Annotated in this window: 17 protein-coding genes; all 17 read right to left on the bottom strand. The window is 65.9% G+C overall.

Features of this window, described 5'->3' with window-relative positions:
• Window positions 1–2 precede the first annotated feature (2 nt).
• On the bottom strand, window positions 3–2,156 hold the full coding sequence (gene ligA / locus CIT39_RS26665) for an NAD-dependent DNA ligase LigA (RefSeq protein ID WP_162308697.1): 2,154 nt from the start codon (window positions 2,154–2,156) through the stop codon (window positions 3–5).
• Window positions 2,157–2,284: 128 nt separating this feature from the next.
• Complete coding sequence (recN, locus tag CIT39_RS26670) at window positions 2,285–3,970, bottom strand: DNA repair protein RecN (protein ID WP_094977352.1); 1,686 nt, start codon at window positions 3,968–3,970, stop codon at window positions 2,285–2,287.
• A gap of 13 nt (window positions 3,971–3,983) precedes the next feature.
• A complete protein-coding gene (locus CIT39_RS26675) occupies window positions 3,984–4,874 on the bottom strand; it encodes an outer membrane protein assembly factor BamD (RefSeq protein ID WP_094977351.1) in 891 nt (296 codons plus the stop codon).
• A 244-nt stretch (window positions 4,875–5,118) separates the two neighbouring features.
• A complete protein-coding gene (gene lpxC, locus CIT39_RS26680) occupies window positions 5,119–6,081 on the bottom strand; it encodes a UDP-3-O-acyl-N-acetylglucosamine deacetylase (RefSeq protein WP_094977350.1) in 963 nt (320 codons plus the stop codon).
• A gap of 361 nt (window positions 6,082–6,442) precedes the next feature.
• Window positions 6,443–8,236, bottom strand: coding sequence for a cell division protein FtsZ (ftsZ, locus tag CIT39_RS26685; RefSeq protein ID WP_094977349.1), 1,794 nt, complete (start codon window positions 8,234–8,236; stop codon window positions 6,443–6,445).
• An 87-nt stretch (window positions 8,237–8,323) separates the two neighbouring features.
• The gene (ftsA, locus tag CIT39_RS26690; RefSeq protein ID WP_094977348.1) at window positions 8,324–9,646 is read right to left on the bottom strand and encodes a cell division protein FtsA; all 1,323 of its coding nucleotides are present in this window, start codon (window positions 9,644–9,646) and stop codon (window positions 8,324–8,326) included.
• On the bottom strand, window positions 9,643–10,659 hold the full coding sequence (locus CIT39_RS26695; RefSeq protein WP_094977347.1) for a cell division protein FtsQ/DivIB: 1,017 nt from the start codon (window positions 10,657–10,659) through the stop codon (window positions 9,643–9,645). Before CIT39_RS26695 ends, ftsA begins: the two co-directional genes overlap by 4 nt.
• Window positions 10,660–11,010: 351 nt before the next feature.
• Window positions 11,011–11,997, bottom strand: coding sequence for a D-alanine--D-alanine ligase family protein (locus tag CIT39_RS26700; protein WP_094977346.1), 987 nt, complete (start codon window positions 11,995–11,997; stop codon window positions 11,011–11,013).
• A 22-nt stretch (window positions 11,998–12,019) separates the two neighbouring features.
• A complete protein-coding gene (gene murB, locus CIT39_RS26705; protein ID WP_094977345.1) occupies window positions 12,020–12,940 on the bottom strand; it encodes a UDP-N-acetylmuramate dehydrogenase in 921 nt (306 codons plus the stop codon).
• A 4-nt stretch (window positions 12,941–12,944) separates the two neighbouring features.
• Window positions 12,945–14,348, bottom strand: coding sequence for a UDP-N-acetylmuramate--L-alanine ligase (gene murC, locus CIT39_RS26710; RefSeq protein ID WP_094977344.1), 1,404 nt, complete (start codon window positions 14,346–14,348; stop codon window positions 12,945–12,947).
• Window positions 14,349–14,486: 138 nt separating this feature from the next.
• Window positions 14,487–15,572, bottom strand: a complete 1,086-nt coding sequence (gene murG / locus CIT39_RS26715; protein ID WP_109853918.1) for an undecaprenyldiphospho-muramoylpentapeptide beta-N-acetylglucosaminyltransferase — start codon at window positions 15,570–15,572, stop codon at window positions 14,487–14,489.
• 198 nt (window positions 15,573–15,770) lie between these two features.
• Entirely contained in the window at window positions 15,771–16,922 is a 1,152-nt protein-coding gene (gene ftsW / locus CIT39_RS26720) for a putative lipid II flippase FtsW (protein ID WP_094977342.1), read from the bottom strand.
• A 121-nt stretch (window positions 16,923–17,043) separates the two neighbouring features.
• A complete protein-coding gene (locus CIT39_RS26725) occupies window positions 17,044–17,442 on the bottom strand; it encodes a hypothetical protein (RefSeq protein ID WP_094977341.1) in 399 nt (132 codons plus the stop codon).
• 2 nt (window positions 17,443–17,444) lie between these two features.
• The gene (murD, locus tag CIT39_RS26730; RefSeq protein ID WP_094977340.1) at window positions 17,445–18,842 is read right to left on the bottom strand and encodes a UDP-N-acetylmuramoyl-L-alanine--D-glutamate ligase; all 1,398 of its coding nucleotides are present in this window, start codon (window positions 18,840–18,842) and stop codon (window positions 17,445–17,447) included.
• Window positions 18,843–18,849: 7 nt separating this feature from the next.
• Window positions 18,850–19,953, bottom strand: coding sequence for a phospho-N-acetylmuramoyl-pentapeptide-transferase (gene mraY, locus CIT39_RS26735; RefSeq protein ID WP_094893878.1), 1,104 nt, complete (start codon window positions 19,951–19,953; stop codon window positions 18,850–18,852).
• A gap of 88 nt (window positions 19,954–20,041) precedes the next feature.
• On the bottom strand, window positions 20,042–21,421 hold the full coding sequence (locus CIT39_RS26740) for a UDP-N-acetylmuramoyl-tripeptide--D-alanyl-D-alanine ligase (protein WP_094977339.1): 1,380 nt from the start codon (window positions 21,419–21,421) through the stop codon (window positions 20,042–20,044).
• Window positions 21,418–22,875, bottom strand: coding sequence for a UDP-N-acetylmuramoyl-L-alanyl-D-glutamate--2,6-diaminopimelate ligase (locus CIT39_RS26745; protein ID WP_094977338.1), 1,458 nt, complete (start codon window positions 22,873–22,875; stop codon window positions 21,418–21,420). The genes CIT39_RS26740 and CIT39_RS26745 overlap by 4 nt, the downstream gene beginning before the upstream one ends.
• Window positions 22,876–22,930: the final 55 nt, after the last annotated feature.

Below are 22,930 nucleotides of genomic sequence, written 5' to 3' on the forward strand. Positions count from 1 at the left end.
CGTCACTCCCCGATCAGCGCCAGCCACTCGTCCTCGGTCAGCACCTTGACGCCGTGCTTGTTGGCCTCCGCGAGCTTCGAGCCCGCGCCGGGGCCGGCGACGACGAGATCGGTCTTCTTCGACACCGAGCCCGAGACCTTTGCGCCCAGCCGTTCGGCCGTCGCCTTCGCCTCGTCGCGCGTCATCTTTTCCAGCGAGCCCGTGAACACCACGGTCTTGCCGGCGACGGCCGAATTGCTCTTCGGCTTCTCGGCGTCGACGATCTCGACCTCCCTGGTCAGCCGCTCGACGATGCCGCGATTGTGGCTCTCGCCGAAATAATCGGCGATGCTCTTGATCACGGTGTCGCCGATCTGGTCGAGCGCGTCCATCTCCGCCATCGCCTCCTCGTCGCCCTTGGCGACCTTGAGGCAGGCTTCTTGGAAGGCGTCCCAGGAGCCGTAGCCGCGCGCCAGCGCCAGCGCCGTGGTCTCGCCGACATGACGCATGCCGAGCGCATAGATGAAGCGCTCCAGCGAGATCTTGCGCCGGCCCTCGATGGCGCCGAAAAGGTTGCGCACCGAGGTCGCGCCGTAGCCCTCAACCTCTTCGAGCTTCAGCTTCGCGTTGCGCTTCTCCAGCGTGAAGATGTCGGCGGGCTCCTTGACCCATCCCTGGTCGAAGAAATACTGCAGCTGCTTCTCCCCGAGACCGTCGATGTCGAAGGCGCGGCGCGACACGAACAGCTTGAGATGCTCGATCTTCTGATAGGGGCAGGCGAACTCGCCGGTGCAGCGGGCGCGGGATTCCTCTTCGCCGGCGGCGGTCTCGCCGCGCACGACGTCGGTGTGCAGCGGGCACGGGCACTTCTTCGGGAAGTGATATTCCCTGGCGCTCTTCGGCCGCTTGTCGAGGACGACGTCGACCACCTGCGGGATGACGTCGCCGGCGCGCTGAATCACGACGGTATCGCCGATCCTGATGTCCCGCCCCTCTCGCAGCACCTCGCCCTTGTTGCCGATGCCCTTGATGTAGTCCTCGTTGTGCAGCGTGACGTTCTGCACGATCACGCCGCCGACGCCGACCGGCTCCAGCTTGCCGACGGGCGTGAACGAGCCGGTACGGCCGACCTGGATCTCGATGTCGCGCAGCACCGTCATGGCCCGCTCGGCCGGGAATTTATGCGCGATCGCCCAGCGCGGCGTGCGCGAGACGAAGCCGAGACGCTCCTGCCAGTCGATGCGATCGACCTTGTAAACGACGCCGTCGATGTCGTAGTCGAGCTCGGCGCGCTCTTCCTCGATGCTCTGATGGAACGCGATCAGCTCCTCGACGGAGTGGCATAGCTTGGTCAGCGGATTGGTCTTGAAGCCGCAGCGCTCGAACCAGCCGATCATGCCGCTCTGCGTCGCTGCCGGCATCGCGCTCATCTCGCCCCAGGCATAGGCGAAGAAGCCGAGGGGACGCGAGGCGGTGATGGTCGGATCCTTCTGCCGCAGCGAGCCGGCGGCCGAATTGCGCGGATTGGCGAAGATGGTGTCACCGGCGGCCTTCTGCCGCTCGTTGAGCGCGAGAAACGCCTTCTTGGTCATGTAGACCTCGCCGCGCACCTCGCAGATGTCGGGGATGTTCCGCCCCTCCAGTTTCTGCGGCACGTCCTCGAGGGTGCGGATGTTGGCGGTGACATCCTCGCCGACCGCACCGTCCCCGCGCGTCGCCGCGGTCACCAGCTCACCGCCCTCGTAGCGCAGCGACATCGAGAGGCCATCGATCTTCGGCTCGGCGGAAAAATCGACCTTGTCGTCGTCGAGCTTCAGGAAGCGCATGATGCGGCCGACGAAGTCGCGCACGTCCTCTTCCGCAAAGGCGTTGTCGAGCGACAGCATCGGAACGGAATGCCCGACTTTCCTGAAGCGGCCTGACGGCGCCGCGCCGACCTTCTGTGAGGGCGAGTCCGCGCTGACGAATTCGGGAAAGCGCTTCTCGATGGCGTTGAAGCGCTGGCGCAGCGCGTCGTACTCCGCGTCGGTGACGGTGGGCGCGTCCTCCTGATAGTAGCGCTCGTTATGTCCCTCGATCTCGAGCGCCAGCCGCATGTGCTCGACCTTGGCCTGGGCCTTGGTGAGATCGGCGACGTCGCGAAGCGGTGTTGCTTTGGATTTTGCTGCTCTGGCCATGATGCTTGGATACGACGGAGCGGGCGGAAGGGTAAAGGCAGGTTGGGCTGTTTGTTCCCCGGATGCTGTGCAGCACGAGGCGGCATTGTGGATCCCGGCTCGCGCTGCGCGCGTCCGGGACACGAAACCTAACTCGCCGCCTTGAGCAGCCGGTCCGCGGCTGCCCTCGCCTCCGCCGTGATTTCGGCTCCGGCCAGCATGCGGGCGATTTCCTCGCGGCGGTGGTCGGCGGCCAATGCATTGACGCGGGTGGCGACGCGCTTGCCCTTGTCGAGGGCGTCCTTGGAGATCAGCAAATGCAGGTCGGCGCGGGCGGCAACCTGCGGGGCGTGGGTCACGGCCATCACCTGCACCTTGCCGGCAAGCCGCGCCAGGCGCCCGCCGATGGCATCGGCGACCGCACCGCCCACGCCGGTGTCGATCTCGTCGAACACCAGCGTCGGCGCCGAGCCGCGGTCGGACAGCACCACCTTGAGCGCCAGCAGGAAGCGCGACAGTTCGCCGCCGGAGGCGACCTTCATCATCGGTCCTGGCTTGGTGCCCGGATTGGTCTGCACCCAGAACTCGACGCGGTCGAAGCCTTGCGGGCCTGGCGTCGCCTCGTCGGTCGCGACCTGGGTCATGAACTTGGCGCGTTCGAGCTTGAGCGGCGCCAGCTCGGCGTTGACCGCCATGTTGAGCTTCTCGGCCGATTTCTGCCGCACCAGCGACAGCTTCTTGGCGGCGGCGGCATAGCGGCCATCTGCCTCGATCGCGGCCTGCTCCAGCTTCTTCAGCCGCGAGGCGCCGGCATCGATCAGCACGACGTCGGCGGCGTATTTCGCGGCCAGCGCGGCGAGCCCGTCGACCGGCGTCGAATATTTGCGCGAGGCCGCCCTCAGCGCGAACAGGCGCTCCTCGATGCGTTCGAGCTCGGCCGGATCGAAATCGGTCGCGGCGAGTGCCGCCTGGAGATGCTGGTCGGCCTCCTCCAGCGCGTTGATCGCCGCGTCGATGGCCTTCACGGCGGGCTCGACCAGCGCCGGCGAATTGACGCCACGGCGTTCCAGCCGGCGTACGGCCGCCGACAGCGTCGAGACCGGCGAATGGTGGCCACCGACAGCCTCCTGCGCCTCGCGCAAATCGGAGGCGATCTTCTCGCCCTGCATCATGGTGGTGCGGCGGTTGGCCAGCGAGGTCTCCTCGCCGTCCTTGGGCGCGAGCTGCTTCAGCTCGGCGGAGGCGTGGCGCAGATAGTCGGCCTCGCGCGCGGCGCGCTCCATGCCGGCGCGATGCTCCTCCAGCGCAGTATTGGCGTTGCGGCGTGCGTCCCAGAGCGTTTCGACCGCGGCGACGTCCTTCTCCAGGCCGGCGAACGCGTCGAGCAGGCGGCGGTGGGTGGCGGCGTCGACCAGCGCGCGCTCGTCATGCTGGCCGTGGATCTCGACCAGGGCGGCGCCGACCGCCTTCAGCGTCTGCACGCTGATCGATTGGTCGTTGATGAAGGCCCGGGTGCGGCCGTCGGCGAGCTGCACGCGGCGGAGAATCATCTCGCAAGACTCTTCGACACTCGTGCCGTCCAGGCCGTTCTCGGCAAGGATTTTCGTCGCGGGGTGATTCTTGGGGACATCGAACACGGCAGTGACCTGCCCCTGCTCCGCGCCGTGGCGCACGAGGCCCGCATCGCCGCGGCCACCGAGTGCCAGCGCAAAGGCATCGAGCAGGATGGATTTGCCCGCACCGGTCTCGCCGGTCAAAACCACGAGGCCGGTGGCGAATTCGATATCGAGCCGTTCGATCAGGACGATGTCGCGGATCGATAGACGCGCCAGCATGGAACCAAATTTCCTAGCCGAGGCCCATCTTCTTGAAGGTCTTGCTGATCCAGGACCCCTGATTCTCGCTCGGCTCGAGACCGCCGGATTTTACAAGATTATAGGCGTCCTTGTACCAGCGGCTGTCAGGAAAATTGTGCCCAAGCACGGCCGCCGCGGTCTGCGCCTCGCCGACGATGCCGATCGCCATGTAGGCCTCGGTCAGCCGGAACAGCGCCTCCTCGACGTGGCGGGTGGTCTGGTACTGCGTGACGACGGTCTTGTAGCGGTTGATCGCCGCCGTGTAGTCGCGCTTCTGCGCGTAATAGCGGCCGGTATTCATTTCCTTGCCGGCAAGCTGGTCGCGCGCGCCCTCGATCTTGGCCTTGGCGGACGTCGCGTATTCCGAGTTCGGATATTTGCGCACCACCTCTTCCAGCGCGGCGATCGCCTTCTCGGTGCGGGCCTGGTCGCGGCTGACGTCCGGGATCTGGTCGTAATGGGAGGCCGCGATCAGATATTGCGCATAGGCTGCATCCGGGCTGCCGGGATGCAGCGTGACGTAACGCGTGGCGGCGCCGATGCAGCCGTCATAGTCGCCGCCCTGGTAGGACGCATAGGCGGACATCAGCAGCGATTTGCGGGCCCAGTCGGAATAAGGATGCTGGCGGTCGACCTCTTCGAACTTCTTGTTCGCCGCCTTCATGTCCTTCTTCTCGTTCATGAGGTACAGGCCCTCATTGTAGATCTTGTCCGCGGGCTCCTCGACGAAGGTGTCGTCCTTGGCGGTGAACTTGTCCCAGAGCGAGCCGGTGCCGCAGCCGGCCAGCGGCAGCGCGAGTATGATGAAGGTGGCGGCGTGAAGCAGCCCACGCGCTCGCGACGAGACCGAGAAATATCCGCGCGTCATACGCTGTGCCGACATGAATTGAAGCCCTGACGCCCTGTGATGCGGTGCCGCCGGCCCATGAACCCCGTCATGGGCGCGAAATGAAACCGTGGTGCCTGCCATGCGACCACGCCGGTGTATCCGAAAAGCGATCTTTAACCAAACGGATAGGCAGGCATTTCGCCGGGATTAAGGCGAACTTGCCGCAATGCTAGCCAATCATGGTTACCAGGGGTTTCCGGGACAAGCCGCTGCGTGAGGTCCGCGGCAATAGCTCTGTTCAGGACACGTCCGGCCCGTAAGCCGCAGCGATCCGGCCGCCGACAATACCGCGACCGACTTCGCCCACGGGACGCGTGGTACGACGAGCCGCCTCGCCCTCGACCACCCGCCAGGCGGTACGATCGGCAAGCAGCGCGGTCAGGACAGCATGGTTGAGCTTGTGGCCGCCACGCACCGAGCGATAGGCGCCAAGCAGCGGCAGGCCGGCCAGGGCGAGGTCGCCGATCACGTCCAGCACCTTGTGGCGGGCGCATTCATCGGCGTAGCGCAGGCCCTCGGTGTTGAGCAGCCGCTCGTCGTCGAACACGACGGTGTTGTCGAAGGAGGCGCCGAGGGCATAGCCCGCGCTCCAGAGCCGAGCGACGTCGCACATCAGACCGAAGGTCCGGGCCCGGCCGACCTCGCGGCGGAAACGCTCCGGATTGAGGTCGAAGGTGTAAGCCTGCTGGCCGATGACGGGATTGGTGAAATCGATCTCGACCTCGACGCAGAACCCGTTGGCGTAGGGCCTGATCTCGCCGAAGGAGTCGCCGATCTTGACCGAGATCGGCTTCAAAACCTGAATGAAGCGGCGCTGTGCCGGCTGGGTCACGATGCCGGCCTGGTCGATCGCCGCAATGAAGGCCGCGGCGCTGCCGTCCATGATCGGCACTTCGGGACCGTCGATTTCGATCGTGGCGTTGTCGACACCCATGCCCCGGAGTGCAGCAAGCACGTGCTCGGCTGTGGACACCAGCGGACCGTTGCGATCGCCGAGGACGGTGGCGAAATCGGTCGCGATCACCTGCTCGGCGGTCGCCTGAACTTCGCGATCACTTCCCTCGAGGCCGGTGCGGACAAAAACAAAACCTGCGTCGACTGGCGCAGGCCCAAGGGTGAGAGTGACGGGAAGACCGGAATGAACGCCCACGCCTGCCACGGAGGCTTGCGCACGAAGCGTTGTTTGCCGGCTAAATTTCATCAGGAACCCGCCCCACTACGACCCACTGCGACTTATACTCGACCCACTTGGCCGGCCACTGCCGACGTCCGCGAATCCGTATCCCCAAGTCACGCCAAACCATAGTCACTGCCTCAAACAGCGCCAACTCACGCTTTTTTACCGATTGTTACCCCAAACCCGCCGTATTCGCGCCAAGGCTTAACCAAATTACGCCGAGGTTTTGGGTCGTTTCCGGCAGTTGACTGAACACCCAAACACGTAATTAATGATTTAAAATCAGTTGCTTGAATGCGCAATCCGGATATGCGCGGGATAAAAGGAAAGGTCCCGGCAAGCTTGCTGCCGGGACCTTTTTTCGTCTGCCTTATTGTAACAATCCTCAGGTCGCCTGCCGCCGCAGGAAGGCCGGGATATCAAGATGGTCGTCGCCCTGTGGCGCCGGCGCAACAGGCGCGGGACGGCCATGCATATCCAGCCCCTGCGGTGCGGGGCGACGGGCATACTCCGATACCGGGTCGCTCGATGCGATCTGCTGCGCCACGGTCTTCTGCTGCCGGCGCTCGGGCAGCGGTGGCATCGCAGGACCGGCGGTGCGGGCTGCGACCGGCGGCTCGCTCTCCTCGTCACGACGGCCGAGACCGACATTGGCAAGGCGCTGCAGCAGCGACAGGCGGCTCTTCTGCGGGGTCTCGTCTTCGACCTCGCCGCGGGCCTGGCGAATTTCGGCCTGGGCAGGCATCGGCAGCTCCTCGAGGCGCGGCATCCGCGGTGCACGGACCGGCGCACGCTCGGCCTGCGGCGGGATGAAGTTTTCCGGCGTCATCGGCTCCTGCATCGCGACCGGGGCCATGTCGGGCTCCGGAAACAGCGTCGGCTTCTGCGCGATCGGGCGCACGGTGACGTCGCCATAGGTCTGCATCGGCGCCGGAACCTGCGGGACATCCGCAACGGCGGCAGCGATGGCGGCGAGCGCGGCGCGCTCGACATTCGGACGGGGCGCCATCGGCGCGGTTGCGACCGCGCCCGGAACCTGGCCTTCCAGCTTCTGGGCGCGCTCAGCCATACGCTGATTGTCGGCACGGAGCCGCGCGGTCAGGTCGGCAAGACGGCTCTCGGCGGCGACGGCCGGAGCTGCGGGAGCCTGCTGCGCCTGCGGCGCCGCGTTCGCAACCGGAGCACTGGTGGCCTGGCTGTTGCGGGCGATCGCGGCCTGCTCGATGCCGGTGGCAACGACGGAAACGCGGATCAGGCCGTCGAGCGCTTCGTCGAAGGTGGCGCCGACGATGATGTTGGCGTCCTGGTCGACCTCCTCGCGGATGCGGGTTGCGGCTTCGTCAACCTCGAACAGCGTGAGGTCCTTGCCGCCGGTGATGGAGATGAGAAGACCCTTGGCGCCCTTCATCGAGCTGTCGTCGATCAGCGGGTTGGCGATCGCGGCTTCAGCGGCGGTCAGTGCGCGCTTGTCGCCGGAAGCCTCGCCTGTGCCCATCATCGCCTTGCCCATCTCCTTCATCACCGCTCTCACGTCGGCGAAGTCGAGGTTGATCAGGCCTTCCTTGACCATCAGGTCGGTGATGCAGGCAACGCCGGAATAGAGCACCTGGTCGGCCATCGCGAATGCGTCGGCGAAGGTGGTCTTCTCGTTGGCGACCCGGAACAGGTTCTGGTTCGGGATGATCAGGAGCGTATCCACGACCTTGTGCAGCTCGGCGATGCCGGCCTCGGCCGTACGCATGCGGCGGGCGCCCTCGAAATGGAACGGCTTGGTCACGACGCCGACGGTAAGGATGCCCATGTCGCGCGCGATCCGCGCGATGACGGGAGCAGCACCCGTGCCGGTGCCGCCGCCCATGCCGGCGGTGACGAACACCATGTTGGCACCGGAGAGATGGTCGCGCAGCTCGTCCATCACCTCTTCCGCCGCGGTGGCGCCGACGTTCGGCTGCGAACCTGCGCCGAGGCCTTGCGTGACCACCGTGCCCATCTGCACGATGCGCTGCGCCTTCGACATCGTCAGCGCCTGCGCGTCGGTGTTGGCGACCACGAAGTCGACGCCCTGCAGGCCCGCCGTGATCATGTTGTTGACGGCGTTGCCACCGGCGCCGCCGACGCCGAACACGGTGATCCGGGGCTTCAACTCGTGAATATCAGGAACGTTGATGCTGATGGTCATGTTTGCCTCTCGATCACGTGCGCGTGGGTTCGCCCCGGCCGGCGGCCGCGGGAGTTGGTGAAAGTCGGGAATTGCGGAAATGAGTCATCAGAAGCCCTCGCGTAGCCATCGTCCGACCTTTCCGAAATAACCGCCGGTCCCTGTCTTGACCTGCTGCCGCGTGTGCCGCGGTTCGACATGTTCGTGGTGAACATATTGCGGGTAGACGAGAAGGCCGGCCGGCACCGCGAACGCGGCGTTCTTCGCCTCGTTGGGCAGCCGGCCGAAGCCGAGCGGACGTCCGACCCGGACGGGCCGGCCGAGAATCTGGCTGCCGAGCTCGGCGAGGCCGGTCAGCTGCGAGGCGCCGCCCGAGAGCACGACGCGGCCGTTGGGCTCTGAGGCGAAGGGCGAATCCTTCAGCTTGTCCCGAACCATTTCGAAGACTTCCTCGGCACGGTGCTTGACGATGTTGGCGATGGTGGCGCGGGAGACGATCTGCGGCAGATCCTGCTCGTCACCGGCTGTCGGCACAGACATCAGCTCACGCGAGTCCGATCCGCCGGTGATGACGGTCCCGTATAACGTCTTGATTCGCTCGGCATCGGCAATGGTCGCGGAGAGTCCGCGCGCCAGATCCATCGTGATGTGTTGCCCGCCGACCGCAAAACCCGCCGCATGAACGAAACGGCCGCCGGAATAAACGGCAATCGTCGTGGTGCCGGCGCCCATCTCGACAACGGCGGCGCCCAGATCGGCCTCGTCGTCGGTCAGCACCGACAATCCGGCGACATAGGGGCTCGCCGCCATGGCTTCGACGTTGATGTGGCAACGTTCCACCGCCAGCATCAGGTTCCGCGCCACGGTGGCGTCGCAGGTGACGACGTTCATGTCGACGCCGAACTGATGGGCAACCATGCCGCGTGGGTCGCGGATGCCCTTGACGCCATCGAGCGTGTAGCCGACCGGCAGCGCATGCAGCACGGTACGGCCTTCGCCGGTGGCGTGACGCATGCCGGTGGAGGTGACGCGGCTGACATCGGCCTGCGTCACGGCCCCACCACGGATGTCGGCGGCGGCCTCGACCAGCTGGCCGGAAAGCCGGCCGCCGGAGACCGAGAGCAGCGCGGACTCGACCCGCACCTTGGCCATTTTTTCCGCGAGCGCGACGGCCTGGCGAACCGCCTGCTCGCATTCGCCGAGATCGATCACCGCGCCGGCCTTCATGCCGCGCGACTGGATCTGGCTGTAGCCGATCAATTCCACCGCATGGGTGCGGCCGCGCAGCGCCTCGCTCGGCGGCGACGGCTTCAGCCGCGCGATCATGCAGGCGATCTTGCTGGTGCCGATGTCGAGGCAGGCGACGAGACCGCCGCGCTTGTGCGGCATCGGGCGCGTCTTCGGCGTCTGGGTGCGATCGAGACCGGTCATGCGGAATCCCCGGCCTTCTTTTTCTTCTTGTCCTTGAACAGCTCCTCGCGCGCCTTGGCGGCGTCCTCGGACAGCTGCACCACCAGGCGATCGGGCAGGCGCATGTCGACGGCGACGATGTCGCGCGAGAACAGCCTGTCCTCCTTGTCGAGCTTGGACAGCATCGCCAGCGCGTTGCCGACGTCCTGTTCCGGCAGACGGATGTCGAGACCGTCCTTGAGCCTCAGGTTCCAGCGGCGCTCGCCGACGAAGATCGCGGCCTTGGTGATCGAATTGACCTGCGGATAACGCGCCAGCAGAGCGAGGAAATCGCGGGCCTGGGTGTCGGCGCCCTTGCCGACCACGAGCGGCAGCGACAGGAAGCGCCGAGACACATATGGCTCGAGCACGGCGCCGTCATCGGCGATGACAGAGAGCCGGCCGGCTTCCTGCCACAGCGCGAACGCCTTGCGCTCGGTGAGCTCGATCATCAGCTGGCCCGGATAGAGCTTCAGCACGGTCGCATCGGCGATCCACGGATTGGCCTTGAGCTTGTCGCGCACGCCGTCGGCATCGAGGAACAGCAGCGAGGAACGGCCGCTGACGCCGCCGATCGCCAGGATCTCGTCCTGGCTGAGCTGCTTGCGGCCGTTGATCACGACGGAGGTGATTCGGAAGCCGGCGGAATTGGCCAGCGCGTTGCGGGCATCGCTGACCGCGGTGATGAAATCCTGGAGATGGCCGCCCTTGACGATGCCGAAACCGCAGCTTCCGATCAGCAGCAGCACGGTCATTGTGATCCCGACCCGGCGCGGCAGATAGCGCTCGATCACCGCGACCACGCGCGGCGGCGGCTCGCGCTCGACGAGGGCCTTGGCCTTGATCTTGTCCTTGGCGGCCGCGCGCCTCTCGTCACGCCTGTCCTGCAGCCACTCGCGCAGAAGCACGACCGCTCCGACAGCGGCCGCCTTCAGGTCAGCTTGGGGCCTCAGCGATCTGAAAAGCGACCGGGTGAGGCTTCCTGCTCCATCCATTGCACGAGCTCGTCAACAGTTTGCCCGCGACATCGCGCGGGTCCTGGCGAACATGACGTCTCGGTCTTGCCGGGCCGGGTGCTGGTCTTCAGCAGAAGAAGCCTCTCCCCATCAAAGCGTGCGCTGGAGGTGGCATCACACCCACAACAGCCCACGCGCCGGCAGCCAAAACGCCATATGCGCCGCCAGCGTTAACCTTCGGACGTCCTGGTAAACAAAAGGTAAAGTTCGTTAACGCGGAATGCTTTTTGCCCCGCCATGTGAGGCATTTATGCCGCGATGTCCGGCATTTTACCGGTTTTGGACCCCAAAGTGGGCCGTTTCGCCCGTTTGGCCGTTAACCAGTCCTAACTATTTTCGCACGCCCCGCCCGGCGAGCTCGACCAGGCCCCGCAGGAAGTCGACGAACTCGATGCCCTCGGCTTTCAGCGCCTTGGGGTAGAGCGAGGACTTGGTCAGCCCGGGCAGCGTGTTGGTCTCGAGATAAACGAGGCCCCTGTCCGAGACGATGAAGTCCGACCGGGAATAGCCGGTGCAGGACATCGCGCGGTGCGCCAGCATCGCCTGCGCCTTCAGCGCGGCGGTGATCTCGGGTGAAAAGCGCCCGGGGCAGATCTCCTGGGTCGACTTCAGGAGATATTTTGCGGCGTAGTCGAAATTGCCCTCACCCGGAATGATCTCGATCGGCGGCAGCGAGATGATCGAACCATCGGTGCGCTCCAGCACGCCGCAGGTCGCCTCGACGCCGGCGATATAGGGCTCGATCACATACTCTTCGTGCTTGGCCGCGTTGCGGACGGCGACGAGATCCTGCTTGGCATTGACGAAGATCAGGCCGTAACTCGAGCCGTCCCTGGCCGGCTTTGCGATCAGCCTGCCGTATTCGGCGAAGGCCTCGTCGATGTTGTCGAGCGCAATGTTTGCCGGCGGCGTCACCCCGCCGAGCGCGGCGAAATGCTTGGCCGCGATCTTGTCGAAGGCCAGATGCGAGGACGCCGAACCCGAGCCGGTGAAGGGTACGCCGCGCGCTTCGCACATCACCTGCAATTCGCCGTTCTCGGCGCGCCCGCCATGCAGGCCGAGCACCAGCACCCGATCCTCGGCCCTGGCCTGATCGAGCGCCTGCTCCAGCGGGATGCCTGATGTTCCGGGCTTGAACTCGTCCTCGAAGGGGCGGGCATGTTCGAGCAGTTGCTTCGACTGAACGGCGTGCACCTTGTCCTCGACGTCCCACCACCACAGATCGGCCTCGGGCAACGCCTGATGCAGGGCCTGGGCCGAGGCGACCGAAACCAGACGCTCGCGGTTGGTACCGCCGAAGAGGATGGTGATGTGCATGTTCTCTCGTCGCCTGTCCAGGTTAACCGGGAATTCCGATCCGCTTGATTTCCCAGTGTAGCTCAATTCCGGAGTTCGCCTTCACGCGTTCACGCACGGTCTCGCCCAGCGTCTCGATGTCGCGCGCGGTGGCATCGCCAGTGTTAATGAGGAAATTGCAGTGCATCTCGGAAACCTGCGCGCCGCCAACGCGCATACCGCGGCAGCCGGCGGCGTCGACCAGCTTCCAGGCGGAATGGCCGGGCGGATTCTTGAAGGTCGAGCCGCCGGTCTTTTCGCGAATCGGCTGCGCGGTTTCGCGGTGGGTCTGCACCTCCGCCATGCGCGCGCGGATCGCCTCCGTGTCCCTGATCTCGCCGCGAAAGCGCGCGGAGGTGAAGATGACCGAGGGATCGACGCCGCTGTTGCGGTAGACGAACTTCATGTCGGCGTTGGAGAAGATTTGCTTCGTGCCGTCGCGCCCGACGCCGCGCGCCTCGATCAGCACGTCCTTGGTCTCCCCGCCATTGGCGCCCGCATTCATCCGCAATGCGCCGCCGATGGTGCCGGGAATGCCGAAGTAGAATTCGAGCCCGCCGATATTGGCGGATGCAGCCACTTCCGCCACGCGCTTGTCGAGCGCGGCAGCGCCGGCGGTGACGACGTCGCCGCTCGCGCTCGCCTCACCGAAGGCGCGCGGCGCAAGGCGGATCACGACGCCCGCAATGCCGCCGTCGCGCACGATCAGGTTGGAGCCGACGCCGACGACGTAGACGGGAATGTCGGGCGCAAGATGCGCGAGGAAGTAAGCGAGATCGTCCTCGTCAGCCGGCGTGAACAGCACCTGCGCAGGACCACCAACGCGAAACCAGGTCAGTTCGGCGAGCGACTGGTTGGCGAGCAGGCGGCCACGAAGGTCCGGCATCGCGGCTTTGAGATCGGGCGTGATGTCGGGGAATCCCACTGCCCTACCCCAGCGCCTTCAATTCGTCCGGCAGCGCATACGCCCATTGCGTGATGTTACCCGCGCCCAGGCACACGACGAGATCGCCGGACTTCGTCAATCTCTTGACGATGCCCGCGAGCTCCGTCGCGCCCGGCAACGGGACAACCTCGCGATGGCCATGGGCGCGCAGGCCCGTCACGAAATGGTCGCGGTCAATGCCCTCGATCGGCGCTTCGCCCGCGGCATAGACGTCGGCGACGATGACCGCATCGGCGTCGTTGAAGCAGGTGCAGAATTCCTCGAACAGCGATTGCAGGCGGGTGTAGCGATGCGGCTGCACCACGGCGATCACCTTGCCGGTGTAGGAATCGCGCGCCGCCTTGAGCACCGCTGCGATCTCGACGGGGTGATGACCGTAATCGTCGATCACGGTGACGCCGTTCCATTCGCCGGTCTTGGTGAAGCGGCGCTTGACGCCGCCGAAGCCGGCGATCGCCTTGCGGATCGCGTCGTCGGAGACGCCGAGCTCGCGCGCGACCGCGATCGCCGCCGTCGCGTTGGAGGCGTTGTGGCGGCCCGGCATCGGCAGCATGAGATCGGCGATCTCGTGCACGGCTCCGGTCTTGCGATCGCGGAACGCGACTTTGAACTTGGAGCCACCGCCCATCGGGGTGAGATCGACGAGCCGCACATCGGCCTGCGGATTTTCGCCGTAAGTGATGATACGGCGATCCTCGATCCTGCCGACGAGACTCTGCACGACCGGGTGATCGATGCACATCACGGCAAAGCCGTAGAACGGCAGGTTTTCGACGAAATGGCGGAAGGCGTCCTGCACGGCCTCGAAGGTCTTGAAGTGGTCGAGATGCTCGGGATCGACATTGGTGACGATCGCGACATCGGTCGGCAGCTTCAGGAACGTGCCGTCGCTCTCATCGGCTTCGACCACCATCCAATCGCCGGCCCCGAGGCGGGCGTTGGAGCCGTAGGCATTGATGATGCCGCCGTTGATCACCGTAGGATCGAGCCCGCCGGCATCGAGCAGCGTTGCAACCATCGTGGTCGTCGTGGTCTTGCCGTGGGTGCCGGCAATCGCGACGCAGCTCTTCAGCCGCATCAGCTCGGCCAGCATCTCGGCGCGGCGCACCACGGGGATGCGCCGTTCGCGCGCCGCCATCAGTTCCGGATTGTCGCGCTTGATCGCAGTGGAGACGACGACAACCTCGGCACCGTCGACGTTCTCGGCCTTGTGGCCGACCGAGACCTTGGCGCCCTTCTTGCGCAGGCGGTCGAGATTGTAATTGTCGGAGGCGTCCGAGCCCTGCACGGCATAGCCGAGATTGACCAGCACCTCGGCGATGCCGCTCATGCCGATCCCGCCGATCCCGACGAAGTGGATGGGTCCGATCTCGCGCGGCAGTCTCATGGCTTATCCCGTGGTTCCGTCGTCATAGCCGGGCTTGTCCCGGCCATCCACGAATCCCAAGCTACTTCATGCAAGACGTGGATGGCCGGGACAAGCCCGGCCATGACGGCAAAAATACGAAAATCGGTCCGCTTCGCGTCAGATTCCCGCGACTTTGGCCACGAGATCGGCCAGCCGCTCGGCGGCGTCGAGCCGACCTGCCCCCTTCGCGGCTGCGGCCATGGCGGCGAGGCGCGCGGGCTCGACGGCGAAGGCGGAAATTTCGGAGGCCAGCCGGTCGGAGCTGAACTCGGTCTGCGGGATGCGGATCGCGCCGTCGACCTTGACCAGCACACCGGCATTGGCGAACTGGTCCTGGTCGATCGAGCCGGGCAGCGGCACCAGGATCGAGGGCCGGCCGATCGCCGCGAGCTCGGCGACAGTGCCGGCGCCCGAGCGCGATACCACGAGATGGTTGGAGGCGAGCCGCGCCGGCAAATCGGTGAAGAACGGCGCCAGCTCCACCTTGATCTTGAGCCTGTCGTAGACCGCACGCACGCGCGCCGTGTCCTCGTCGCGAACCTGCTGGGTGAGGATCAGACGGCTCCACAGCGCAGGCTCGAGCCGCTCGATCGCGCCCGGCACGATGTCGGCCATGATGCGCGCGCCCTGGCTTCCGCCAACGACGAGCAGGCGCAGCGGACCGTTCACCTCGGGCGCGGCATATGGGACGGCAGCCGCGGCGAGTACCGCCGGGCGCATCGGTGTGCCGACCGTCGTTGTCTTTCCAGAAAGTGCGGGATCGCGATCGAGCACGCCGGGCAAGGACGTCGCGATGGCGCGCACGCGGCTCGACAGGAACCGGTTGGCGCGGCCGAGCACGGCATTGGCGTCGTGGATGATGCCGGGCACGCCGGCGAATTTGGCCGCGACCAGCGGCGGTAGCGTCGGATAGCCGCCAAAGCCGACGACGGCGACGGGCTTCAACCGCTTGATCAGCTTATAGGCAGAGAGCGTACCGGCGGCGAGCGTGAGGCCGGCATAGGCGAGCTGGAGCGGATTGCGGCCCCGCGCGGTCTCGCTCGCGACGACGTCGATCATATCCTTGGTGAACAGCCCGCTATAGCGCAGCGCGCGCTCATCCGTAACGAGGCGGACGCGAAAGCCGCGCCGGATCAGCTCGACGCCGAGTGCCTCAGCCGGAAACAAATGCCCGCCGGTGCCGCCCGCGGCGAGAAGAATCAGGGGGAAGTGTCCATAATTGCCCTTTTACAGGGGTCTTGTCGTCAATGCGAGCCGGCTACACCGTGCTTGTGCCCCGGGCGCAGCGCAGTACGTCGCACTTCGCGGCGTGGTGCGCTGCTGAACCGGGGCCCATCGTTGCGGCATTCTGGGTCCTGGATCTGCGCTCCGCTTCGCGGAGCTTGTCCGGGACACGCGCGGCTAGGCGTAACTCCGCATCGCGTCGGCATGGCCGCTGGCCTCGACCTCGGTGCGCGGGCGCAGCCGTGTCAGCGCGAGCATCATACCGACGCCATAGGCGAGCGACACGATCGAGGAGCCGCCATAGGAGATGAACGGTAGCGTCATGCCCTTGGCGGGGATCAGCTGGAGGTTGACCGACATGTTGATCGCGGCCTGCACCCCGAACAGGATCGCAAGGCCCGAGGCCGCAAAGCGTGAGAACATGTCCTCAGTGGCATAAGCGCGCGACAGCGTGCGGATCACGACGAAGGCGAACAGCGCCAGCATCGCCAGGCACAGGATGATGCCGAACTCTTCGGCGGCGACCGCAAACACGAAGTCGGTGTGGCTGTCAGGCAGGCTGCGCTTGGCAATGCCCTCGCCCGGCCCGAGGCCGAACCAGCCGCCGTTGTAGAAGGCCTCCATGGCGGTATCGACCTGGAAGGTGTCGCCCGAGGCCGGGTTCATGAAGCGCTTGATGCGTCCCGCCACGTGCGGGACGAACAGATAAGCGCTGAACAGGCCGGCCGCGCCGAGACCTGCGAGCCCAAATACCCAGATCATGCGCATGCCTGCGATGAAGAACAGCGAGCCCCACACCATCAGGATCAGCATGGTCTGGCCGAAGTCCGGCTCCATCACAAGCAGCGCGACCAGCATCAGCAGCAGCACCATCGCCATCGTGGTCGCCGGCATCTCCGGCCGCTTGGTCGATTCCGCGAACAGCCAGGCGGCGATGACGACGAAGGACGGTTTTGCGATCTCGGAAGCCTGGATGTTGACGCCGAGCAGCGTGATCCAGCGCCGCGAGCCCTTCACTTCAGGACCGATCGCGAGCGTCAGCACGATCAGGATGATGCTCGCCGCAAAGATGATCAGGGCCGAGCGGCGGATCGCGCGCGGCGACAGGAAGGAGACTCCGAGCAGCACCAGGCACGAGGGGAGCAGGAACATCACGTGGCGGTTGAAGAAGTGGAAGGGATCGAGCCCGATCCGGGTCGCAACCGGCGGGCTCGCCGCGAGCGACAAAATCACCCCGGTCAGCATCAGCGCCAGGATGGCGCCCATCAGCGGCTTGTCGACGGTCCACCACCACTCGGAAAAGGGGGTACGTTCTTCACGGGAGAGCATGGGCGACCGCTTTCGGATAGAGGTCCGTTCATTGGTCGCCGAGGTTGGTTACCGCTGGGTTAATAGCTTGTTCAAGTTTCGAAGAGTCTCGTGCCCCGGGGCGCGTCCGGGACACGAGAACCTATTCGTAGCTGATCGTGACATCCCCAACGCGTGCGTCGCGCTTGTAGACTTGGTCTGGCCCGGGAATGAAACCGATCCTGACCGCCCGCTCGCTACTCCAGACGACGACGGGATCGAGGTGCCCGCGCACGCTGAGAAAGGTCGGCGTGCTCTCGGGCGAAAACGTCCGGCCGCGCGCCACGATGCTGGCTTGCGTGCTGTCGGGTACCGTCGCTCCGCACGACTTCCAGACCACGACGACCAACTGGCTACCGTTTGGCGAGGCGAAGGCGCGCTGTCGAACGACGCGGCATGCACCGAATTGGTGCATGACGCTGTCGATGAGGACGACGCCGAGGAAACCGATCGGAACAGCAAGAGCAGCGACGGCAATTCCAATCCAGCGTCGGCGCGACATTCTCACACCACCGGCTTCACGCCCGGCAGCGCCTGCACCAGTTCTCGGAACTTGGTGCCGCGGATTTCGAAGTTGCGGTATTGGTCGAAGGAGGCGCAGGCCGGCGACAACAGCACGACTGCGTCGGTCAGGCCTGAGGCTTCCGCATCGCGCGCGGCGTGCTCGACGGCGACGTCGAGGGTTTGGCTGATCTCATGCGCCACCGTGCCGAGCGTTCCCGAAAACTCCTGCGCGGCCTCGCCGATCAGATAGGCTTTCCGGATGCGCGGGAAGAAGCCGGTCAGGCCAGTGATGCCGCCGGCCTTCGGCTTGCCACCGGCGATCCAGAAGATGTCGGCAAAGGACGACAGCGCATGCGCGGTAGCGTCGGCGTTGGTGCCCTTGGAATCGTTGACGAACAGCACGTTGCCGCGGCGGCCGACCTGCTCCATGCGGTGGGCAAGGCCGGGAAAGCTGCGCAGGCCGCTCTGCAGCACATCAAGGCTGATGCCCATCGCAAGCGCGGCAGCGGCAGCGCAGGCCGCGTTCTGCGCGTTGTGCTGGCCGCGCAGCGAACCGATGCCGCCGAGCGCAGCGACCTCACTGCGGGCGCCGCCCGCGGTGCGCACGATATTGCCGTGCTCGACATGGATGCCTGACGCGAGCGGGTTCTTGACGGAGATGCGCACCACGGTCTTGCCGGCGCGGTCGAGCCGGTCGGCGATGTCGCGGCAAAAGCCGTCGTCGACGCCGACGATCGCGGTGCCGCCGTCCTGCACGCCGGCAACCAGGCGCTCCTTCACCGCGGCATAGTGCTCAATGGTGCCGTGGCGATCGATGTGGTCCTCGCTGACGTTCAGCAGAATGCCGACGGAGGGATCTAGCGAAGGCGTGAGGTCGATCTGGTAGGACGACATCTCGATGACGTGGACGCGGCCCATGCGCGGCGGCTCCAGCGACAGGATCGCGGTGCCGATATTGCCGCCCATCTGGGTATCGTAGCCCGCGAACCTGGTCAGATGCGCGATCAGCGCCGTCGTGGTCGATTTGCCGTTGGTGCCGGTGATGGCGACGAACGGCGCGTTCGGTGCGTGGCGGCGGCGCTCACGGCAGAACAGCTCGATGTCGCCGATCACCTCGACGCCTGCCTCGCGCGCCTTCAGCACGCTCCAGTGCGGCACCGGATGGGTGAGCGGCACGCCGGGCGCGAGCACGAGGGCTGCAAAATTCGTCCAGGACACATTGCGCAGATCGGCGGTGATGAAGCCGGCCTGCGCGGCCTTGGCGACATTCTCCGCATTGTCGTCCGCGGCGATCACCTCGGCACCACCGGCCTTCAGCGCGTGACAGGAGGCAAGCCCCGAGCCGCCGAGGCCGAACACCGCGACGGTCTTGCCGGCAAAGGACGTGACGGGAATCATTGAGGGATCACCGCAGCTTCAGCGTGGACAGGCCGGCGAGCGCCAGCATCACCGAGATGATCCAGAAGCGGATCACGATCTGCGGCTCGGTCCAGCCGAGCTGCTCGAAATGGTGGTGGATCGGCGCCATCCTGAAGATCCGCTTGCCGGTGAGCTTGAACGATACCACCTGCACGATGACGGAGACCGCCTCCAGCACGAACAGGCCGCCGATCACCGCGAGCACGATCTCGTGCTTCACCGCGACCGCGATGGCGCCCAGCATGCCGCCGAGCGCGAGCGAGCCGGTGTCGCCCATGAAGATCGAGGCCGGCGGCGCGTTGAACCACAGGAAGCCGAGGCCGGCGCCCAACAGCGCGCCGCAGAGCACCGCGAGCTCGCCGGTGCCGGCGACATATTTGATCTGCAGGTATTCGGCGAACACCGCGTTGCCAGCGAGATAGGCGATCATCGCGAAGCTCGCGGTCGCGATCATCACGGGAACGATGGCGAGGCCGTCGAGACCGTCGGTGAGGTTCACCGCGTTGCCGGAGCCGACGATGACGAAGGCGCCGAAGATGACGAAGAACCAGCCGAAATGCAGCACGGTGTCCTTCAGGAAGGGAATCGTCAGCGCGGTCGATGCGGGATCGCGGTTCAACCGCACCAGAGCGTAGCACGCCACCAGCGCTATCGCCGCCTCGATCAGCAGGCGCAGCTTGCTGCCGAAGCCGGTCGTGGTCTGCTTGGTCACTTTGAGGTAGTCGTCATAGAAGCCGACGAAGCCGAAGCCGAGCGTCACCGCCAGCACGATCCAGACATAGGGATTGAGCGGATTGGCCCACAGCACCGTGCCGACCGTGAGGCCGGACAGGATCATCAGCCCACCCATCGTGGGCGTGCCCTTTTTGGCGAGATGCGATTGCGGACCGTCGGCCCGGATCGGCTGGCCCTTGCCCTGGCGGATGCGCAGATGATCGATGATCCAGGGCCCGAACAGGAACACGAACAGCGCGCCGGTGACGACGGCACCACCGGTGCGGAAGGTGATGTAGCGGAACACGTTCAAGAAGGTGCGAACGGCACCGAGGCCCGAAAATGTGTTGGAAAGGTCGATCAGCCAGTAAAACATTCAGACGGGTCCTATCGCGCGACCTCTGGGAAACCGGGCGGTTGCGCGCCGTAAAGGTGGGATTCGGGAGCGGCGCCTTCCAAGCAGTTTACGCCTTTGCCTGCAAGGCGGCCACCAGGCCCGGCACAAACTTGTTGACCCAGAACATCTTCTTGCTGCCCTTGACAACTACGACGTCGCCTGCCTTCAGCAGGTTCGCGACCTCACTCGGCTTCAGCGTGGCGGGATCGTCGTGCCAGCCGAGGCCCTTGCCGGCCGGCAGCACGTCATAGAGGTGTCGCATCAGAGGGCCGACGCAGTAGACGCCGTCGATCCCGTCGAGATGCCCGGCGAGGCCGGTGTGATAGTCCGGCGCGTCATCGCCCAGCTCCAGCATGTCGCCGAGAACCGCAATGCGGCGGCCACCGCTCATGTGGCGCGCCTGCAGGCTTTGCAGCGCAGCGGCCACGCTGGCCGGATTGCCGTTGAAACTGTCGTCGATGACGGTGATACCGCCGATCGTCTGCTCGACCCCGCGGCCGGTCATGATGCCGACCCGGTCGAGCTTGATTGCGAGCGTCGATGCATCGAGGTTCGCCGCACGGACGGCGGCAAGCGCCGCCAGCGCATTCTGCACGCGGTGCGGCGCGCCCGGCGTCAGGCTGAAGGCGATCTGCTTCTTGCCGATCATGGCCACGACCTGCCAGCTCTCGCCATGCGGCGCGTGCGTGACCTCGTGCACCTCGGCATGCTCGCCGAAGCGCACCACCTTGCCCTTCCATTCGGATGCCTTCAGCCCGGCTGGCAGCACCAGCACGCCATGCTCGGGCAGGCCGAGCGCGATCGACACCTTCTCGCGGCGGATGGCTTCGAGCGAGCCGAGCTTTTCCAGATGCACGGGCTGGACGTTGACGACGAGCGCGACCGTCGGCCGGGTCAATTCGCTCAGCCGCGCGATCTCGCCCTTCTGGTTCATGCCCATCTCGACGACCCAGAGGCTGGCATCCGGCCGCGCATTGCACAGCGTCAGCGGCACGCCCCAGAAATTGTTGAAGCTGGACGGGCTCGCATAGGCGTTCGGATAGGCCGCCAGGAATTCCTTGGTGCTCGTCTTGCCCGCGCTGCCGGTAAGCCCGATCACAGGTCCGTGGAAGCGGGCGCGGGCGGCGCGGGCGAGGCCCCAAAGACCGTCGATCAGCGTGTCCTTGACGACGATCTGCGGAATCCGGATGCCCGCGATCTCGTGCGGCACGATCATCGCGACCGCGCCCGAGGCTTCCGCTTTGTCCGCGAACTCCCAGCCGTCGCGCGCGCTGGCGAAGGCCGAGACGAAGCCGCCGCTCGGCGTGCCGCTCAGCGCCACGAACAGGCTGCCCGGTTTCACCAGGCGGCTGTCCTGGGTGACGAAATCGATCGGGGTGTCCGGGAACGTCCCCTCCGCGCCCAGCGCGCGCGCCACTTCGGCAACCGTCCATATCGGCGCGCTCATGCAACCCCCGACGCTAATGCGGCGGCGACCGCCTCGTGATCACTGAACGGCAGAACCTCTCCGCCGACGATCTGCCCGGTCTCGTGTCCCTTGCCGGCGACGAGCAGTGCATCGCCTTCCTGAAGTTCCCCGATCGCGGTTCGGATTGCCGCGGCACGGTCGCCGATCTCGCGGGCGCCCTTTGCGGTTGCGAGGATTTCGGCGCGAATGGTTTCGGGCTTCTCGCTGCGCGGATTGTCGTCGGTGATGATGACGCGATCGGCGTTCTCGGCCGCGATCTCGCCCATGATCGGACGCTTGCCGGCATCGCGGTCGCCACCGGCGCCGAACACGACGACCAGCTTTCGTTTCGCGTAGGGCCGGAGTGCCTGCAGCGCCTTCGCGAGCGCATCGGGCTTGTGCGCATAGTCGACGAAGATCGGCGCGCCGTTGCGCTCGCCGACGCGCTCGAGCCGGCCCTTGGCGCCTTCGAGATGTTCGAGGCTCGCAAACACGTTGGCCGCATCGCTGCCGGTGCCGATCGCAAGGCCGGCCGACACCAGCGCGTTCTCGATCTGGAACTCGCCAACCAGCGGCAGCCGGACGGCGTAGGCCCTGTCGCGATGTACGAGCGAAAGCTCTTGCGAGAAGCCTGAGACCTCGGCATTGACGAGGCAGATGCCTTCGCCTGCCCCGTCGCCGTGACGGCCGACCGCCATCACATGCAGGCCGCGCCTGGTCGCGGCATCGATCGCCTCCGCTGAGCAGTCATGATCGGCCGAGATCACTGCCGCGCCGCCCGGGGGCACGAGCTCGCGGAACAGGCGGAGTTTCGCCGCAAGATAATGCGCAACGGTCGGATGATAATCCATGTGGTCGCGCGAGAGATTGGTGAAGCCGCCGGCGGAGACGCGCACGCCGTCGAGGCGATACTGATCGAGCCCGTGCGACGATGCTTCGAAGGCGAGATGGGTCACCCCGTCGCGCGCGATCTCATCCAACTGTCGATGCAGTGCGATCGGATCCGGCGTCGTCAGTGAGCCATAGACTGTACGTTTGGGCGAGACGAGGCCGATGGTGCCGATGCTGGCGGAGGCATGGCCCAGCCGCTCCCAGATCTGACGCGTAAACGCCGCGACCGAGGTCTTGCCGCTGGTGCCGGTCACCGCGGCGATGGTCGCGGGCTGCGACGGGAAGAATCTCGCCGCGGCGAGCGCCAGCGCGCGGCGCGGATTGGCAACGGTGATGAACGGCACCTTGCTGCCGGTCGGCGCATGGTCACCGACGACAGCCACGGCGCCTGCGGCCACCGCGGCATCGATGAAGCGCGCCCCGTCGGTCTTGCTGCCCGCGAGTGCGAAGAAGAGATCGCCGGCCTTGACCACGCGGCTGTCGAGCGCAAGGCCCGTCGCCTCGAGCGCCGCAATTGCGGGCTCGATCGCGGAGTCATGGCCTAAGAGGTCGCGCAGCTTCATGGACTTCCAGTCGCCGTACCGGAGAGCCGATTTCGAGGGAAATCCCCGACTCAGC

Source organism: Bradyrhizobium symbiodeficiens (assembly GCF_002266465.3).
In the GTDB taxonomy this organism is placed as follows: Bacteria; Pseudomonadota; Alphaproteobacteria; order Rhizobiales; family Xanthobacteraceae; genus Bradyrhizobium; species Bradyrhizobium symbiodeficiens.

Coding starts and splice junctions, on each gene's coding strand:
- ligA (WP_162308697.1), bottom strand. CDS start 2,156: ATGGCCAGAGCAGCAAAATCCAAAGCAACACCGCTTCGCGACGTCGCC.
- recN (WP_094977352.1), bottom strand. CDS start 3,970: ATGCTGGCGCGTCTATCGATCCGCGACATCGTCCTGATCGAACGGCTC.
- CIT39_RS26675 (WP_094977351.1), bottom strand. CDS start 4,874: ATGTCGGCACAGCGTATGACGCGCGGATATTTCTCGGTCTCGTCGCGA.
- lpxC (WP_094977350.1), bottom strand. CDS start 6,081: ATGAAATTTAGCCGGCAAACAACGCTTCGTGCGCAAGCCTCCGTGGCA.
- ftsZ (WP_094977349.1), bottom strand. CDS start 8,236: ATGACCATCAGCATCAACGTTCCTGATATTCACGAGTTGAAGCCCCGG.
- ftsA (WP_094977348.1), bottom strand. CDS start 9,646: ATGACCGGTCTCGATCGCACCCAGACGCCGAAGACGCGCCCGATGCCG.
- CIT39_RS26695 (WP_094977347.1), bottom strand. CDS start 10,659: ATGGATGGAGCAGGAAGCCTCACCCGGTCGCTTTTCAGATCGCTGAGG.
- CIT39_RS26700 (WP_094977346.1), bottom strand. CDS start 11,997: ATGCACATCACCATCCTCTTCGGCGGTACCAACCGCGAGCGTCTGGTT.
- murC (WP_094977344.1), bottom strand. CDS start 14,348: ATGAGACTGCCGCGCGAGATCGGACCCATCCACTTCGTCGGGATCGGC.
- ftsW (WP_094977342.1), bottom strand. CDS start 16,922: ATGCTCTCCCGTGAAGAACGTACCCCCTTTTCCGAGTGGTGGTGGACC.
- CIT39_RS26725 (WP_094977341.1), bottom strand. CDS start 17,442: ATGTCGCGCCGACGCTGGATTGGAATTGCCGTCGCTGCTCTTGCTGTT.
- murD (WP_094977340.1), bottom strand. CDS start 18,842: ATGATTCCCGTCACGTCCTTTGCCGGCAAGACCGTCGCGGTGTTCGGC.
- mraY (WP_094893878.1), bottom strand. CDS start 19,953: ATGTTTTACTGGCTGATCGACCTTTCCAACACATTTTCGGGCCTCGGT.
- CIT39_RS26740 (WP_094977339.1), bottom strand. CDS start 21,421: ATGAGCGCGCCGATATGGACGGTTGCCGAAGTGGCGCGCGCGCTGGGC.
- CIT39_RS26745 (WP_094977338.1), bottom strand. CDS start 22,875: ATGAAGCTGCGCGACCTCTTAGGCCATGACTCCGCGATCGAGCCCGCA.